Origin of the sequence: Sphingobacterium sp. UBA865 (assembly GCF_002295765.1) — a bacterium.
GTDB classification, from domain to species: domain Bacteria; phylum Bacteroidota; class Bacteroidia; order Sphingobacteriales; family Sphingobacteriaceae; genus Sphingobacterium; species Sphingobacterium multivorum.
Genome location: NZ_DBGB01000016.1, coordinates 40,678 through 58,559 on the forward strand (window position 1 = coordinate 40,678; position 17,882 = coordinate 58,559).

Genomic DNA, 17,882 nt, shown 5'->3' on the forward strand with positions numbered 1-17,882 from the left:
CTGACAAGCTGTCGGAATTTTATTGTTTGGCAAAAACTTTGACAAACGAAGCATAGAGTAAATTTTTGAATCTAATTTTAGCATTGAAGATATGAATGAGCAAGATAATTATTACGATGAAGGTCAAGATCCAGTAGAAACAAATTCTTCTGAACAACAGGAACAGCCTGCTGATAATATAGCGGAAGAACTGTCTACTGAAGAGAAATTGGCTGCAGAATTGGCAGAGGCAAAGGATAAATACATTCGTCTTTCTGCTGAATTTGACAATTATAGAAAACGTACAAGCAAAGAACGTGTTGAATTGATTCAATCAGCAGGAAAAGATGTCATCAGTAAGCTATTACCTACACTAGATGATTTTGACAGAGCGTTAACAGCCATGGAAACAGCGACAGATGTTGAATCTGTAAAAACAGGAATGGATATTGTTAACAACAAATTCAGACAAACATTGTCACAATTGGGGTTAAAGGAAATGGATACCATAGGCCAAGCCTTCGATCCTGAATTACAAGAGGCTATCACAGCAATTCCTGCACCCACAGCAGAATTAAAGAATAAAGTAGTTGACGTGATCGAAAAGGGGTACTACTTAGGTGACAAGGTGATCCGTCACGCAAAGGTAGTTATAGGTCAATAATATTAAGACGATGTCAAAAAGAGATTATTACGATATACTTGGTGTCTCGCGATCAGCGGACGAGAAGGAGATTAAATCAGCATATCGCAAATTAGCGATAAAATACCATCCGGATAAAAATCCTGGTGATCATGAAGCTGAAGAACAGTTTAAGGAAGCTGCTGAGGCATACGATATCTTGAGCAATCCACAAAAACGTCAACGTTATGACCAATTTGGCCATGCCGGTAATTCTGCTAGTGGTGGTTTTGGCGGTGGCGGCGGTATGAATATGGAAGACATATTCAGCCAATTTGGTGATATCTTTGGTGGAGGACATCCATTTGAAAGTTTCTTTGGCGGTGGCGGTGGCCAGCGTGGCGGCCGTCGGGTAGCTCGCGGAAGCAACTTACGCATAAAAGTTAAATTAACACTCGAAGAAATTGCCAAAGGCGTCGAGAAAAAGGTAAAGGTCAACAAACAAGTGGTCTGTCATTCTTGTGACGGATCTGGTGCTAAAGACAAATCTTCGTTCCATACCTGTAAAACCTGTGGCGGATCAGGATCAGTTCGAAGAGTAACAAATACCATCTTAGGACAAATGCAAACAACAAGCACTTGCCCTACGTGTAATGGTGAAGGTGTTGAAATCACAGCAAAATGTACAACTTGTAGAGGTGAAGGACTCGAACGCGGTGAGGAAACAATTGCGATCAATATTCCTGCGGGTGTAAGTGAAGGCATGCAACTTTCCATGAGTGGAAAAGGAAATGCTGCTCCGCGTGGCGGCGTCCCAGGAGATTTAATTATCCTGATCGAAGAAGTACCACACGAAAGTCTAAAACGCGACGGACTAAATGTAATCTATGATCTATACATTAATTTCGTAGATGCGACCTTAGGCACTAGCGTGGAAGTTCCTACAATAGATGGAAAAGCGAAGATCAAAATTGAGCCCGGTACACAAGGCGGTAAAATTTTACGGTTAAAAGGAAAAGGTATTCCCGAAGTCAACTCTTATCACAAAGGGGACCAACTTGTATACGTTAATATCTGGACACCAAAAGCTGTGTCTAACGAAGAAAAAGAATTATTGAACAAACTGAAAGAATCACCAAACTTTAAACCTCAACCAGGTAAAAGTGAAAAATCATTCTTCGAGCGAATCAAAGAATATTTCGATTAAAATCGGTCTTTCAAATACAAAAAAAAGCCATTTGTCCGCTGTTGACAAATGGCTTTTTTTTATCTTCTTACTTGAAATTGACATTTAAAAGCAAAAAGTCAGGCCAATATAATTATCGTTAAATAGAAACGATAAAAATAAAAATACACTAAATTTTAACGCACTGAACTACTATCAATTACCATAATGGCAAAACATCTAGACAATCTAGTGACAAAAAATTAAAATAAGATTTCGATATTTGACTAACAAATTTAAAAAGTCAGGAAGTATTTACTGGCTTATTAGAACAAACTATTTTAAATAAAAAAGACATGAAAAAAGTTTTACTAACATTGACTGCCATTGCAGGTTTAACAATAGCAGCACAAGCGCAAACTGAACAAGGAAAAATTATGGTTGGTGGTCAACTTGGCTTCGAAACATCAAAAGTGAAAGATACTGATCATAAAAATAATTCATTCTCAATCAACCCAACAGTTGGTTACTTTGTAAGCGACAACTTGGCAATTGGTACTGGAATTGGTTACAACTGGGGAAAAACTGAAACAAGTAAAGATAATAGCGTTAAAAACGATGCTTTTCAGGTATCACCTTTCGCTAGAAAGTATTCTGCAAATGGCCCTGTAAGATTCTTTGCTCAATTGTCAGTTCCAATGGCGTGGGGTACAACCACAACTGAAGTAAATAACGTAGAGACAAAAAATAAATTCGAATCATATGGTGTGGAACTAGCACCAGGTTTAGCTTACTTCCCGACAAGCAAAATCGGTATCGAACTAAAAGTCAGAGGTTTATATTACAACTACAATAAAGATAAAACGAATGACGTTGCAGTAAATACATTTGGTCTGAATGTTAACTCATTAGCGCCAACTTTAGGTGTACAATTCCACTTCTAGTCAGTACGGAATTTAACAATAGGAAAGGCTATAATTACTTATAGCCTTTTTTTATGTCCTTCGCGATCATGTATACCGTTTAACAATCCGGAGTTTGTGTGTGTAACGGTTCTGTTCAGTATTAAAAATGCCCTCCGCATCCATCCGATCGACACGCACTTTCGCTGAAGCGTGGATAATCGTATCGCGATCCAGCATAATCCCTACATGGGTAATCCTTCCTTCGGCGTTATCGAAAAAAGCCAAATCCCCTACCCGTATTTCCGAAACAAAATCCACTGTCTGCCCCATCTCCGCCTGCTGGTAAGCATCGCGAGGTAAGGAAAGGTCAAAGCAACGATAAATCAATTGGGAGAAACCGGAGCAATCAATTCCCCATTGTGAACGTCCACCCCATAGATAAGGAACGTCATTATAACTTAAGGCCAATCGCACCACCTCGGTTTCAAATTGCTCTCTGGTAAAGGTATTGATACTACCTTGATACGTTAATGTCAATGGCGATAAATTGACGGTATTCCCTGTATTTAGATAAAGCTTGGTACCATGACAGAGCTGAAATTGTGTTGTATCGGTAAAAAGAACTCCACCCTCCCGTCCAACGATAGTAGGTTTTCCACTCAGATAATGTTGCCTATCCAAGTCGTTTAGTTCCTGAAACTGTCCGTTTTGAATCCAACCCAAATAGTCCGTTTCCAATAGACGTATTGAGGTCCAATCGGCCTGTTCATCAAGGATCTCAAAAAGTTCCCCAAACAATACCTGAGAAACCATTTCACTGCGGTGTGCCTGTTCTGAACGTAACGGAACGAGAGCTAGTGTACAAATACCATATTTCATGTGCTAAACAAAACAAAATCGTCAAAAATGTGATTATATATTATATGACGAAGATAAATTAATTATAGTAGAAATGGACAATACAAACTCAAAATTCAAAAGGATACTCGTCGCTGTCGACGACGAACCATGCTCAGAGAAGGCGATACTATATGCCAAAGAAATGGCCGCAGTATTTGGAGCCTCCATAGCGCTTGTCACTGTTGTTCCCCCTACTTCTCCGGCCAACTTTGGCGCGGATCCACTATTAGGTCAGCAACCTATCATTGTTCCGGAAGTATCGGAAATGGAACAGGATAATGCACAAAAATACCTTGAGAAAATAAGCCGCGAGTTTACAGGTGCAGGCGAAGTTTATCTTTTTAATCGAATCGGATCCATTAAAGAAGAAATTCTGGCGGCATCCCACGAGTGGTCCGCCGATCTTATTATTATGGGGACCAATGGACGGACTGGCTTTGACCATTTCATTTCTGGTTCCGTATCCGAGTCAGTCATTCGCAAATCAACTTGCCCTGTGCTCGTTATTCCCAGTAAATGTGACTGATACTAAATGATTTCTACATATAAAAGGCTATTTTTTCCAATGAAAAAATAGCCTTTTGCTTTTATTGCTTCTGAAAATTACCTTTTAATCAATCGCGCCACAAACATACTATCCGCTTTCTCTTCATAACCTTTCAAATAGTCCATGCGTTCGATTTCAAAACCAAAATTATCCACAATGTAATTGACAACATCTTCATTTTCCGCTTTAAAAATGGAGCAGGATATATAAATCAAAGGCTTGCCCACTTTAACATGTCCTACTACATTACTTGCAATATTTTTTTGTAGTGCATTGAATTCGCCAATCTTAGCAGCCCGAAACTGTCTAATCATTTCTGGTGTACGCCCCCAAGTCCCCGATCCTGTACAAGGCGCATCCAATAACACCCCATCAAATCTTTCGCTCCCAAGAAGCGCAAAGGTATCCTTAGTAAGATCAAGTATTTTTTTTCGGTAATGCTTGATTCCAGCACGGTCAAAACGTTCATCGAGATTTCGGAGAATACTCATGCGAACATCGGATACCAAAAGATTGACAGTCGGACAAGCGTCCATCAATAAGAGAGATTTGCCACCTGAAGCTGCGCACGCATCCCACCAGGATTCCTTTTCAGCTGGATCCATATAATCCAACGTGCGCTGTGAAGAAAGATCCTGCACTTCTATCATTCCATCCAGCGTATCAAATCGCTGCAAGGATGTTCCATTATTCAAGGCAATAGTCTGATCGCCAATCATGGAATAAGGAATCTGATTGTTATCCAAAATAGCACACACGACTTTTGTCTTTCCGCGTTTCACCCGAATATATAAATAAGGCTGTATCAACTGGCTCTCTAAAAATTGTACCATGTCGATCTCATCAGAAATATGATCCGTAAATGGAAAGAGGTCATTCAGGTTAAAAACGCCTTCTGATTCCAGAAATGCAATTTTGTCCTTCAGTGGTAGATGGATCTTATCGCTGTACGAAGGCTCAAAAAGAGCCACCAAGGGGCTTTCGTGTTCACACAGGAATTCCGCAAGCACCAATCTACGCTGTTGTGACAGCTGCGAAGCTGCCGTTCCCAGACGAAAATAATTATAACATAAACGGGAAGTAGCCTTGCGATCGGATGATCCCATTTGCTTATTCAGCTTAAAAAAAGTAGTCAAATAACGCGAAAAGGGTTGATCCGCTTCAAAACCATCCATTGCCCGCTCAAAATTACGTATTTGCTGATGAACACGTCTTTCACTGAATTCCGCCATTCAAAGATTATTTTCTTTCAAATTTTTTGTTGTGATAAACCATCATACCCAAAGCTCTATTGGCATAGCCCCATTTTGGATAAAATTCAAATTTGTAATCGCTATTCAATCCCGAAAACTTATCCTGCGTCATTCGGCTAACATAATCTACGCCATATTTGTGGATCAATCGACCGAAATACAACGCCGCGTCATAACCTTTATAAGAAAATTCAGACGGGTCCACTTTATAAGCCGATTTATAATTTCCAATAAATTTACGGGTATCACTATCACTCTCATTCACCAAGTTGGAAGAAGTAATAGTAAGTCCATAAAAATCCATATTTTCGAAATTCTCATACGAAAGCTTAGCCATGTTTGGATGTCCATACAACTTAAATTGATTACCTGGATTCAAAAAGCGTTCGTCCATCTTATCCAATAAAGCTTTAACAAGATTCTTATTGGCTGTACCACTTACAATATGATTTGAACCGGTCAAGACAAGACTATTATCCAGTTCAGCAAGATTATAAACCGTTTTCACTTTTGCCTGTGCATTGGCTTTTGAAATTTCGCTAACAAAATTAACTAGAAACTGTTTGCTTTCATCGTCACCGGCATCGTATACTAATATTTGATCACCCGTATAGTATTGATCAGCAACATATTTCGCCAATGTCTCGGAATGTGTTCGAATAGAAGGTGTTATGGAAACCAAATTAGGTAAGCTAAATTCAGAAGCCATAGTGGCCGCCAAGGGAGAAACTTGCAGCACATTCTTATTTGCAAATGTTTGCCCAAAGCTTTTTATCTCACGTGGATACACTGGGCCCACCACAAGTACGGCATCCTTCACATTGACCGCTGTCCCCAAGGTCGCATTATAGGCAACATTGTCTCGAGAATCAATTACTTGTAAATCAAATAAAGCGCCCTCTTTGGCAATTTTGTCAAGGCCCAACTGAAACCCCTGATAAAAATCAAGTGCCAGGGAAGAACGCTCCACATCTTCTTTTGTAATTGTACCGGCAATACCACTTAACTCAAATGGCAATAGTAGTGCTATTCGATTATTCTTCACGGCGTGCCCATTGACATTTTGCACATCGCCCACTTTGGCAATCGTCGTCTCTTTGTCAACGGCCGGTTTAGTCACAGCAGTTTGCTGTTCGCCTTGACCAGAGGAAGGCGAACGCAATACTGTGCTTTTTTTGGTTGTACAGCTTGCAAGGCATAATGCTACAAGTGCCGCAACCCATATTTTATTCCCACTCAATTGTAGCGGGCGGTTTTGAACTGATATCATATACAACTCTGTTTATTCCTTTCACATGGTTGATAATTTCATTTGAAATTTTTGCCAACAGGTCATATGGTAAATGTATCCAATCCGCAGTCATTCCATCAAGAGAACCAACTGCACGTAAGCTAACAACATGCTCGTAAGTACGCTCGTCACCCATCACGCCTACAGAACGCACTGGCAAGAAAATTGTACCAGCTTGCCATACTTTATCGTACCAGCCAGCTTCCTTCAGGTTATTGATAAAGATCGCATCAGCCTCTTGTACAATACGTACACGCTCAGGCGTAATATCACCTAAAATACGAATTGCCAAACCTGGTCCAGGGAAGGGATGTCTGCCTAAAATTGCCTGATCCACTTCTAAAGCTTTTCCTACTCTTCTTACTTCATCTTTAAACAACGTTTTAAGTGGTTCTACGACTTTCAATTTCATAAAATCAGGTAAACCACCAACGTTATGGTGTGATTTGATTGTTGCTGAAGGTCCTTTCACTGAAACCGACTCGATAATATCGGGGTAAATTGTGCCTTGTCCCAACCATTTCGCTTCAATTCCCTCAGGTAATTCCTTTTGGATTTCTTTTGCAGCTTCATCAAAAACATCAATAAATGAATTACCAATGATTTTGCGTTTCTCTTCTGGTTCAGAGATCCCAGCTAATCTACCATAAAATAAATCTTTGGCATTTATTCCTTTAATATTTAACCCCATATTTTTGTAAGAATCCAATACCTGCTCGTATTCATCTTTACGAAGCAGACCATGATCTACGAAAATACAATGTAAATTTTTTCCAATTGCTTGGTGCAACAATACCGCTGCTACTGTCGAATCTACGCCCCCTGACAAAGCCATGATAACGTGATCGTCACCCAATTGTTCTTTCAAAGCGGATACTGTTGTTTCAACAAATGCGTCTGGTGTCCAATCCTGTGCACAACCACAAATGTTTACAACAAAGTTTTTTAATAAGATAGCACCATCTGTACTGTGTGTTACTTCCGGATGGAATTGTATACCATAGGTACGGGTGCCTTTTACTTGATAAGCTGCAACGCGCACTTTATCCGTACTTGCAATAATATCAAAATTTGCAGGAACTTCTTTGATGGTGTCTCCATGTGACATCCATACCTGCGATTGAATGGGTACTCCTGCCAATAATTCATTCTCGCTATTGACAAACTGCAGATTTGCACGACCATATTCACGAATTTCAGATGGCAACACTTCACCTCCTGATTTTTGAGCAATGTATTGCGCTCCGTAACAAACTCCTAAAAGTGGGAAACGATCCTGAATAGCAACAAAATCAATTTGCGGTGCGTCTTCTTGTCTAACAGAATAAGGACTTCCCGAAAAGATAACACCTTTTACGGTATCGTCAAAATCTGGCAATTTATTGAACGGGTGTATCTCACAATACACATTTAGTTCTCTGACACGTCTAGCGATTAACTGTGTGTATTGAGACCCGAAGTCTAGAATTATAATTTTTTCTGGCATGCTGCAAAGGTAAGTATTACGAATGAATTATTAAATGTCAAATCAGGAAATAATGCCTGCTTTTAACAGTTCTACTTCCATTTCTTTCTGTAGAATCAGCGCTTCCTCCCGTGCCCTTTCAGCGAAATCACGTCCGTTTGAGGCATAGATAATTCCCCTTGTGCTGTTTACTAAAAGCCCGCAATCTTTGTTCATACCAAATTTACAAACATCTTCAAGCGAGCCGCCTTGAGCCCCCACTCCTGGAACCAATAAAAAATGATCTGGTGCATGTTCTCTAATTTTAATAAAGCCCTCCCCACGTGTTGCTCCGACCACATACATCAAATTATCAGGTGTACCCCAAGTATTGACTTTATCGATCACCTGTTCGAACAATTGCAATCCTTCTTTGTTTTCAAAATTTTGAAAGTCCAGGCTACCTTCATTCGATGTCAACGCAAGTACGATTGCCCATTTATCGTTAAAATCCAAAAATGGTGTCACCGAGTCCTTCCCCATATAAGGTGCGATAGTAATACTATCAAATCCAAGTCCAGACGTCTTTTCATCAAAAAATGCCATCGCATAACGTCCCGACGTATTACCGATATCGCCCCTTTTTGCGTCAGCAATACTGAAACAATCCTTTGGCAACGCTGCCCAGGTTCTTTGAAGCGACTGCCAGCCTTTAATACCATAACATTCATAAAACGCAATATTAGGCTTATAGGCAACACATAAATCAGCTGTTGCATCTATGATGGCCTTATTGAAGCTATAGATCGGATCCTCATCATCTAAAAGATGCTCCGGGATTTTGGTGAGGTCTGTATCGAGTCCGACACATAGAAATGAGCGTTTCGCTTTTATTTGATGAATAAGTTCTGCTCTTGTCATACTATATTTAGAGATCTTAAAAATTATTTATTGATTAAATCTTGCATAAATTTGCCTACATCCGGACTTGAATAATCCGCCATACCTTCATGCCGTGTCGCGATCTTACCCGCTTTGTCCAATATCACCGTTGATGGAATCGGTCCCGAGAGCCATTCTTTTGGAATATCGCTATTTGGAAAACTAATTGGTAGGATTAACTGCTGTTCTTTCATGAAAGCCTCTGCCTTAGCCCTGTCGCCTTCAATCTCCACAATTAAAAACACTATATTTGGGTCATCTTTATACCGCTCATAGAGTACATTGATCGAAGGCATTTCGGCACGACAGGGAGCACACCAGGTTGCCCAAAAATTAATAAAGACCACTTTTCCCTTCAGATCCGCCACCTTGATTGTTTCTCCCCGCGAATTGACAAAGGAGACATGATTGAATGAAGTCTCTGGAGCCCGCCTGTCGGATTCTTTAGTAGTTGAAACAAGCTCCAGTTTAGGGTTGAAAAACCCCAATTTCATTAAAAATTGCTGAAAATAACTTCTACTTGTTGGCCAGATCAACAAACCGATGAGCAGTACAAATACAACATTTCCGATGATGTTTCTTGTCTTTGGACTCATTAGGCAATCCCGGTATTAAGCATCGAACTTATCCAACAGCTTCAATAAGGTCGCAAAATCCTTTGGATAAGGTGCCTCAAAAGCCATCTTAACTCCATTCAACTCAAATTCAACCTGTTTTGAATGGAGTGCAAAACGTTTCATAATAGGCTGCTCCTCTTCATCTTTCGACAATGTATATCCCCTTTTCTTAATTTGGGACAAATACACAGGTTTACCGCGATACATGTTATCCCCCACGATAGCGGCATGTTGTGTGGCGAGGTGAATACGGATTTGGTGCATACGTCCTGTAATAGGTTTACATTCCACCAAAGTATAATTCTTATAGTATTTGATCGAATTGAAGATGGTCTCGGCCGGTTTACCGTTTGCACGGTCAATAGATACGTTTTTATTGCCCTGGTTCAAGATGGGTAAATCGACAAGCAAGTCCTGAAAAGTATGTGTACCTCCTATGACCGCATGATAAATCTTATTCACTTTTCTTTTTTCAAATGCAATGGAGATTGTACGGTATGTTTCTGGATTTTTTGCAATTAGTAAAATACCCGAGGTCTCTTTATCCAGGCGGTGGCACACCTGTGCATCAGGATGATATTTCTTCGCCAAACGAAGAATATTGACCTCCCCTCCCTCACGTTCATCTAACGAAGCGACAAACGGCGGTTTATTGATAACGATCAAATTTTCATCCTCATGGATGATTAATTCTGAAAATTTGGGGAATTTAAATAGACGAGTCTCATTTTGTATCATTCTGCAAAAATACAAAACACAAGGCAGAATATTGGTCAATGTATGATAAAAAGCTTACTTTTGAACACACAATATAAGTTAAGATGTCTGTAAACAAAGAAATGAAACGAGTAAGCACAGCAATGCTGCAAGCCATGAAAGAACGTCAGGAAAAGATTTCTATGCTTACAAGCTATGATTACTCCATGGCCAAAATGGTCGATCAAGCCGGTGTTGACGTTATTTTAATTGGAGATTCTGCTGCTAACGTATTCGCTGGCTACGAAACTACCTTGCCTATCACCCTAGATAATATGATCTACCATGCCGCTGCCGTTGCTAGAGGTACCGAACGTGCCATGGTGTTGGCAGATTTGCCATTTGGATCTTATCAGGGCTCCGCCAATGAGGCTTACAATGCCGCCGTACGTATGATGAAAGAATCAGGTGCGCACGCATTGAAACTAGAAGGAGGTCTTGAAATCATCGAAAACATCAAAAAAATCATTGCCGGAGGCATCCCTGTATGTGGACACCTGGGCTTGACTCCCCAATCCATCAATAAATTTGGAAATTTTGGTGTGCGGGCGAAAGAAGAACAAGAAGCCGCTAAATTAATAGACGATGCCCTCGCTTTACAGGAGGCGGGCTGTTTTGCCATTGTTTTGGAAAAGATACCTGCAAAATTAGCTAAAACAGTTACCGAAAAATTGGTGATTCCAACAGTTGGTATTGGAGCTGGACCGGATTGCGATGGACAAGTCCTTGTGGTTAACGATATGCTGGGTATGAATGCTGATTTCAAACCAAAATTTATGCGTCATTTCGCTAATTTGCACGAACAGATCACAACTGCAGTAGCTCATTATGTGGCCGAAGTAAAAGCGGTACAGTATCCGAACGAAGACGAACAATATTAGAAAAATATGCGGTTTTTGATCATTGGACTTATTATTCTTATTGCTTATCTGGTGATACGCAAAAAATTCAATCTATTTGGGTTTACCGAGGATATGTCCAGAAATTTAAAATCAGGTTTTCAGTTGATTGAAGCTTCATCTCCGGTCATCCAGGCAAATCTAAAGAAGAGCGTTTCCAACGCCATGATGGGGGTTGTCCTCATTTTGATCACCGTCTTGCTGTTCATGAAGATAAAAATTGTCCTGTTCCTGCTTCCGATAGCCTTTTTCCTGCTAGGTTATCTTTTTCTGTTCAACAACCACTTTAGCAAGCTCAAAAGCCAGCAAATCTGGTACAATGCCAAAACCAATGAAGTTTTTATTGAACAGCTCAAAGGAGAAAATTATGCTTTTAACATGTTTAAGGACATAGAAGCCGTTCAGAAAATCGAATCAATTCAAACGACCAAAGGTTTATTATACGGCTACTACCGTCTCAAGTTAAAGAACAAAATAGTAGAGATCCCCTATTTGGTCGCCGAAAACAAGCCGGTCAATAATTTATTTTTCGACACCATTAACCAAAATTTCACCATAACTGTTCAAAAACGTATTTTTCCAATCATTTAAAAATGAACAAATTGAATATCTAAAAAGAATGTGGTATATTTAGGTAATTAATAAAATTTGTTAAAACCAAAATATTTCACACTATGGGAAAAGGTGACATCAAGACCAGAAGAGGAAAAATATCGAATGGTTCTTTTGGAAAAAGAAGACCACATGTATCGAAAACTGCAATCAAGGCGGAAGTAAAACAAGAGGCTCCAAAAGAAGTCCAACCAAAAGCAAAATCAAAGAAATAGTAAACAGGAAGCTAGAAAGTTATTTCTAGCTTTTTTTATTTCCAACCATTCGCGCTCGTCCATTTCGCTGTCCATTTGCAAAGTTTTCGTGGTATTGTAAAATCCTTTTGACAACTGATATCGGCATAATAATAAACCTATATTTACCTGTTAAATGTAAAAAGTACATAAGAGACTATATCGTATGAATAAAAAATCGATCATTTACCTCCTTTTGGCCTGTGCTGTGTTTGGAGGTGGATACTTTCTGATAACTGCTAAAAAAGATAAAAAAGAAGCTGATAAGCCCAATGGAAAAAAAGATATGCCCGTCCCCGCACAGGCTATCATTGCCAAATCTTCCGTCGCCGATAGATCCATTAATCTCTCGGGAAGCATTGACGCAGAAGAGCAGGTTGAAATCAGAAGTGAAGTAAGTGGTCGAATCACCAAAATCTATTTCTCTGAAGGACAGCGCATCAAACAGGGCGAGCCCTTGATCAAGATCGATGATATTGAGCTGCAGGCACAATTAAGACAAGCGCAAACAACAAATCAGCTGAATGCCGAAAATGAACGTCGGGCCAAACTGCTGTTGCAAAAAGGAGCAATCAGTCAGGAAGAGTTTGATATTGCCAGTGCAGCCTTAAAAACCTCCTTAGCACAGATCCAGTTGATTCAGGCACAAATATCCAAAACAACCATCCGCGCCCCTTTTAGTGGCATGATTGGACTTCGGAACATTTCCGTAGGTGCCATTGTCTCATCCAGTACCCTGATTACAAATTTAGTGAAGGACAATCTTGTCAAAGTTACTTTTGCAGTGCCCGAAAAATACAGCAATATAGTTAAAATAAATATGCCCATTGAGTTCAGTGTAGCCAACGACCCAACGATCATTACAGCAAACATTTACGCTATTGAACCACAAGTATCACTTAACACCAGAACACTCACTGTCCGCGCCAGAGCGACGAACGATCAGGGCAAATTGAAAGTCGGATCCTTTGTTAACGTTATTGTGCCGATCGAAGTGGAAAACGATGCGATATCCATTCCTACAGAAGCTATTGTTCCCGTACAGGACGGAAAGAAGGTCTTTGTACTACAGCACGGCCTCGCCAAGGAAGTGAAGGTTGAAACAGGTGCACGTACCGACAAGGACATCGTTATTCTATCTGGCATCAGTGCCGGCGACACCGTTTTAACCACGGGCGTTCTGTCTTTAAAAGATGGAGCAAAAGTTAAGGTATCATTAGCTAACTAGTTGTACATGAATTTATCTGCAGTTTTTATTAAACGCCCTGTTTTAACTATTGTCGTCAATATTACCATCATCTTGTTTGGCTATATTGGTTTTAGTTTTCTGGGCGTACGCGAATACCCCTCCATTGACCCCGCCATTGTTTCTGTCAGAACAAATTATGCCGGTGCCAATCCTGATATCATTGAATCTCAGATTACCGAGCCACTAGAGAAGGCCATAAACTCGATCGATGGTATTCGTAACATCTCTTCTTCGAGTAACCAGGGATCCAGCAATATTACCATCGAGTTTGATTTAAAAAAGAACCTGGAGGAAGCCGCAAATGATGTCCGGGATAAAGTATCCCAAGCCGTCCGAAGCCTACCACAGGATATTGATGCTCCACCGGTGGTATCCAAAGCCGATGCGGATTCCGATCCCATTATTACGTTGACATTGCAAAGTGAGACACGCGACAAACTGTCGCTGAGCGACTACGCCGAAAATGTGATTTCTGAAAGGTTACAAACCATCCCCGGCGTCAGCAGCACACAGATCTATGGCCAAAAACGTTACGCCATGCGGCTATGGCTCAATCCCGACCGTATGGCTGCCTATGGTATCACGGCTTCAGATATTCGTACAGCATTAAATAATCAGAATGTTGAATTACCTTCGGGAAAAATTGTCGGAAACACAACCGAGCTCACCGTAAAAACTATAGGCAATCTGTCTACCCCCGATCAATTCAACAACATCATTCTAAAAGCCGACAGCAGCCGTATCGTCAAGTTTACCGATATTGGTCGGGCCGAAATAGACGCTGAGAATCTCGAAACAAAAATGGTGAGTAATGGTAAACAGCTGGTCGGTATTGCCATTATTCCGCAACCGGGGACAAATTACCTTGATATTGCCAACAATTTTTATAAAATGCTCGATCAGATCAAAGAAGATCTGCCGCAGGATATTATACTCAACATCGCTTCTGATAATACGACATTCATCAAAAAATCAGTTGAAGAAGTCGCCGAGACACTCCTGATTTCGATCATACTGGTCACTCTAATTATTTATTTTTTCTTTCGAGACTGGGGCATAGCGTTACGTCCGTTATTGGATATTCCGGTATCCTTGATTGCGACATTCTTTATTATGTATATTTTTGGTTTTTCCATCAATGTACTGACGCTACTCGCTATTGTACTCGCGACGGGGCTTGTCGTCGACGACGGGATCGTTGTTACCGAAAATATCTTCAAGAAAGTTGAAGAAGGAATGTCTCCAATTGAAGCCGCGCTAAAAGGGTCTAAGGAAATATTCTTCGCTGTTATTTCCATTTCAATTACACTTGCAGCGGTATTTTTACCGGTTATATTTCTTCAGGGCTTTGTGGGAAGGCTGTTCCGGGAATTTGGTGTCGTCATCGCCTCGGCCGTATTGGTTTCGGCATTTGTTTCCCTCACCCTTACACCGATGCTCAACGCTTATCTGATCAAAGGTGGTGGCCACAAAAAGACGAAGTTTTACGATTGGACAGAACCCATGTTTGTCAAAATGAATAAAGGTTATGCCAAGGCTCTGGAAAAATTTATGAAATTCAAATGGATAAGCTTTCCAATTCTGATCCTATGTTTTATCATTATTGGTATCCTTTTCTCCTCCATTAAAAAGGAAACAGCGCCTTATGATGACAGAAGTAACATCTCCGTCAATGTAACAGGTCCTGAAGGTGCCACCTATGAATACATGGATCGCTACATGCAGGAATTGGACAAATTGGTCTACGACTCCATTCCTGAAAACAAAATCAGTTTAAACATTACCTCTCCGGGTTTCGGCGCGAGCTCAGTCAACTCCGGACGTATACGGATGACTTTGGTTGATCCTGGTGAGCGCAAAAAATCACAGGACGATATTGCCAAGGAGCTCACTAAATGGACAAAACAATACGATGCCGTACGCGTAAATGTTTCTCAAACGCCAACGATATCCATGAATCGAAGAGGTGGATTACCTGTTCAGTACATTATCCAAGCACAAAATTTTGAAAAACTTCAGGAAAAGATTCCCGAATTTATGAATGAGGTCAACAGCGATCCAGCATTCTCGACAACGGATATCAACCTGAAGTTCAACAAGCCCGAACTGCATGTCGAAATTGATCGTCTGAAAGCACTTAGTCTGGGTGTTTCCGTACTTGACGTTTCACAGTCCCTCCAATTGTTGTTAAGCGGTCAACGTTTCGCCTATTTTATGCGTGATGGCAAACAATATCAGGTCATTGGCCAAGTTGAAAACGACCGTAGAGCTACGCCGACAGACCTTGCTTCAATTTATGTACGTAATAACATCGGTCAGCTTATCCAGTTAGATAACGTCGTAAGCGTCAGGGAAGAAAGCAGCCCACCACAACTCTACCACAATAACCGGTACATGTCGGCTACAGTTTCAGCTGGCTTGGCGCCAGGCATGAGCATGAGCGACGGAATTGCAGCAATGGATCGCATAAAAGAAAAGGTACTCGACCAGAGCTTCACCACTGACCTTAGTGGTGAATCACGTGACTTCGTTGAAAGTAGCTCCAATACCTTATTTGCTTTTGGTCTTGCTTTATTGCTTATATATCTAATCTTGGCAGCCCAATTTGAGAGCTTCCTCGACCCATTTATCATTATCCTTACGGTGCCTATGGCCGTTGCCGGTGCACTAATAAGTCTATGGCTATTTGATCAAACCTGGAATATATTCAGTCAAATTGGAACAATTATGCTTATCGGTCTCGTGACCAAAAATGGTATCCTGATTGTTGAGTTTGCCAACCAAATGCGTGAAGAAGGGATGGAAAAATTTGAGGCAATTATGCACTCTGCCGAATCACGCCTCAGACCGATCCTAATGACAAGTTTAGCCATCGCCTTGGGTGCATTACCGATCGCCATGTCACTTGGAGCTGCTTCGACCAGCAGAATTGGTATGGGGGTTGTGATCGTTGGCGGTACAATATTCTCCCTTATCCTAACCTTATTCATTATCCCGGCGATCTATTACATGTGGTCAAGACAAAAAAAGCATAGACCTGAATTTGATAACATTAAAAGCTACGAATAATAAAGACATGAAGAGAAATTTCATCCTATTAGTATTACTTTACTCCATCATGTTTCAAGCTCGGGCGCAAGAAGTACTGACTTTGGAAGATGCACTGAAAACCACGTTGAGCAATAACTTCAATATTCTCCTGGCTAAAAATGACAATAACATTGATATGGAGAATACCAGTTTAGGAAGCGCCGGTATGCTTCCAGCAGTAACTGGAACGTTCAACAGAAGCAACTCCATCCAGAACTCCAGACAGGTCAGAGCAGATGGTCAAATACAGCAGATCTCCAATGCAAAAAACGACAACATGTCTTATGGAGTCAACCTAAACTGGACGATATTCGATGGATTGGGTATGTTTGCCCGTCGCGATCGCTTCAAAGAAATACAACGCCAAGGGGAAGCGGAGATCAAATATCAAGTGATCACCCAGCTCAGCGAAGTCATGGCAACCTATTACAATCTGGTGCAGCAAAAGCGCCTGATAAACGCACTGGATACCACCATTACCTTATCGAGATACCGCGTCACGCTGGCCGAAAATCGCCTGGAGATCGGAAAAGGCTCCAAGCTGGATCTCCTGAATGCGAAAGTCGATTTAAATACCGATCAGACAAACTTACTCAGACAGCAGGAAAGCTTCAAAAATACCAAGACTTACCTCAATCAGCTGATGACACGCGACTTGAGCCTAGATTTTCAGGTTGAAGATGAAATGAAACTTGATACGGATCTTAAACTTGGTAATCTGATCGAAATTGCCGATCGCCAAAATCCACAAATCCAGCTCGCCATCATCAACAATCGGGTGGCCGAACTCAACTTAAAAGCAGTTAAGGCCGAACGTTATCCCAAAATTGGATTAAACAGTGGTTACAACTGGAACGAATCCCACTCCTCCCTCGGTTTCTCGACAGAAAATAAAAATAGAGGTCTTACCTACGGTATATCGGCTTCCCTTAATATTTTCAATGGATTTCTTCAAAATAGAAACGAACGGATCGCTAAATTTCAGATTAAAGGTTCTGAGCTGCAGATACAACAACAAAAACAAGATATTCAGGCACAGGTCAGAACGCTGTTCCAAACCTACATCACCAATATGGAACTGGCTCATGTAGAACGGAAAAACGAGGAGCTGGCAAAAGAAAATTTAAACATCACCATGGATAAATTCCGTATCGGTACCATCACAACTTTGGAAGTAAGAACAGCGCAGTTAAACTACATCAATGTAATGACTCGGAGCTATACAGCACAATATGATGCAAAGGTATCCGAAATAAGGCTAAAAGAATTGACAGGCGAAACATACTAGAAATTTCTTTCAGCATGAGGTCCTCTTCATGAAGGGACAGGATTTTGAAGCGCTTTTCAGCAGCATCTATTCTTAAAAAGCGAAAGGCTC

The 17,882-nt window shown here is 40.8% G+C and carries 17 protein-coding genes; 10 read left to right on the forward strand and 7 right to left on the reverse strand.

The genetic code is table 11. From position 1 onward, the window contains the following. The first annotated feature begins 91 nt into the window (after positions 1-91). The 3 genes from B2O97_RS09000 to B2O97_RS09010 all read left to right on the forward strand — a co-directional run bounded on the left by B2O97_RS09000 (position 92) and on the right by B2O97_RS09010 (position 2,710). Positions 92-643: a nucleotide exchange factor GrpE gene (locus B2O97_RS09000; RefSeq protein WP_112376358.1), complete on the forward strand. Its 552-nt coding sequence runs from the start codon at positions 92-94 to the stop codon at positions 641-643. 10 nt (positions 644-653) lie between these two features. Beyond that, complete coding sequence (gene dnaJ, locus B2O97_RS09005) at positions 654-1,808, forward strand: molecular chaperone DnaJ (RefSeq protein WP_046672894.1); 1,155 nt, start codon at positions 654-656, stop codon at positions 1,806-1,808. 314 nt (positions 1,809-2,122) lie between these two features. Continuing rightward, positions 2,123-2,710 (forward strand): porin family protein, encoded by a 588-nt coding sequence (locus tag B2O97_RS09010; RefSeq protein ID WP_046672895.1) that lies wholly within the window; start codon positions 2,123-2,125, stop codon positions 2,708-2,710. A gap of 66 nt (positions 2,711-2,776) precedes the next feature. On the opposite strand, the gene B2O97_RS09015 is transcribed toward B2O97_RS09010, so the two are convergent. After that, positions 2,777-3,550, reverse strand: coding sequence for a C40 family peptidase (locus B2O97_RS09015; RefSeq protein ID WP_070561122.1), 774 nt, complete (start codon positions 3,548-3,550; stop codon positions 2,777-2,779). A gap of 73 nt (positions 3,551-3,623) precedes the next feature. On the opposite strand from B2O97_RS09015, the gene B2O97_RS09020 reads away from it, so the two are divergent. Continuing rightward, positions 3,624-4,097 (forward strand): universal stress protein, encoded by a 474-nt coding sequence (locus B2O97_RS09020; protein WP_046672897.1) that lies wholly within the window; start codon positions 3,624-3,626, stop codon positions 4,095-4,097. Between the two features lie 77 nt (positions 4,098-4,174). On the opposite strand, the gene B2O97_RS09025 is transcribed toward B2O97_RS09020, so the two are convergent. Genes B2O97_RS09025 through B2O97_RS09050 form a run of 6 tightly spaced genes read right to left on the reverse strand, consistent with a single transcriptional unit; the run spans position 4,175 to position 10,403 of the window. Continuing rightward, positions 4,175-5,350 carry an RsmB/NOP family class I SAM-dependent RNA methyltransferase gene (locus B2O97_RS09025; protein WP_286767288.1) on the reverse strand — a complete coding sequence of 392 codons (1,176 nt, stop codon included), beginning with the start codon at positions 5,348-5,350 and terminating at the stop codon, positions 4,175-4,177. 7 nt (positions 5,351-5,357) lie between these two features. Beyond that, positions 5,358-6,641 carry an ABC transporter substrate-binding protein gene (locus tag B2O97_RS09030; RefSeq protein ID WP_083295756.1) on the reverse strand — a complete coding sequence of 428 codons (1,284 nt, stop codon included), beginning with the start codon at positions 6,639-6,641 and terminating at the stop codon, positions 5,358-5,360. Further along, positions 6,598-8,148 carry a glutamine-hydrolyzing GMP synthase gene (gene guaA, locus B2O97_RS09035; protein WP_046672899.1) on the reverse strand — a complete coding sequence of 517 codons (1,551 nt, stop codon included), beginning with the start codon at positions 8,146-8,148 and terminating at the stop codon, positions 6,598-6,600. The genes B2O97_RS09030 and guaA overlap by 44 nt, the downstream gene beginning before the upstream one ends. A 42-nt stretch (positions 8,149-8,190) precedes the next feature. Continuing rightward, entirely contained in the window at positions 8,191-9,027 is an 837-nt protein-coding gene (pyrF, locus tag B2O97_RS09040) for an orotidine-5'-phosphate decarboxylase (RefSeq protein ID WP_070561124.1), read from the reverse strand. A 23-nt stretch (positions 9,028-9,050) separates the two neighbouring features. Beyond that, positions 9,051-9,644 carry a TlpA family protein disulfide reductase gene (locus tag B2O97_RS09045; protein WP_070561125.1) on the reverse strand — a complete coding sequence of 198 codons (594 nt, stop codon included), beginning with the start codon at positions 9,642-9,644 and terminating at the stop codon, positions 9,051-9,053. A gap of 15 nt (positions 9,645-9,659) precedes the next feature. After that, entirely contained in the window at positions 9,660-10,403 is a 744-nt protein-coding gene (locus B2O97_RS09050) for an RluA family pseudouridine synthase (protein ID WP_070561126.1), read from the reverse strand. 83 nt (positions 10,404-10,486) lie between these two features. Between B2O97_RS09050 and panB the strand changes: the two genes are divergently transcribed. From panB to B2O97_RS09080, 6 genes are all read left to right on the forward strand, one after another. Then, positions 10,487-11,302, forward strand: coding sequence for a 3-methyl-2-oxobutanoate hydroxymethyltransferase (panB, locus tag B2O97_RS09055; protein WP_070561127.1), 816 nt, complete (start codon positions 10,487-10,489; stop codon positions 11,300-11,302). A 6-nt stretch (positions 11,303-11,308) separates the two neighbouring features. Next, complete coding sequence (locus tag B2O97_RS09060) at positions 11,309-11,911, forward strand: hypothetical protein (protein ID WP_070561128.1); 603 nt, start codon at positions 11,309-11,311, stop codon at positions 11,909-11,911. 83 nt (positions 11,912-11,994) lie between these two features. Next, positions 11,995-12,147, forward strand: coding sequence for a 30S ribosomal protein THX (locus B2O97_RS09065; RefSeq protein ID WP_070561129.1), 153 nt, complete (start codon positions 11,995-11,997; stop codon positions 12,145-12,147). A 184-nt stretch (positions 12,148-12,331) separates the two neighbouring features. Beyond that, a complete protein-coding gene (locus B2O97_RS09070; RefSeq protein WP_070561130.1) occupies positions 12,332-13,393 on the forward strand; it encodes an efflux RND transporter periplasmic adaptor subunit in 1,062 nt (353 codons plus the stop codon). Between the two features lie 6 nt (positions 13,394-13,399). Next, positions 13,400-16,483 carry an efflux RND transporter permease subunit gene (locus B2O97_RS09075; protein ID WP_070561131.1) on the forward strand — a complete coding sequence of 1,028 codons (3,084 nt, stop codon included), beginning with the start codon at positions 13,400-13,402 and terminating at the stop codon, positions 16,481-16,483. Positions 16,484-16,490: 7 nt separating this feature from the next. Continuing rightward, on the forward strand, positions 16,491-17,792 hold the full coding sequence (locus B2O97_RS09080) for a TolC family protein (RefSeq protein WP_070561132.1): 1,302 nt from the start codon (positions 16,491-16,493) through the stop codon (positions 17,790-17,792). Positions 17,793-17,882 lie beyond the last annotated feature (90 nt).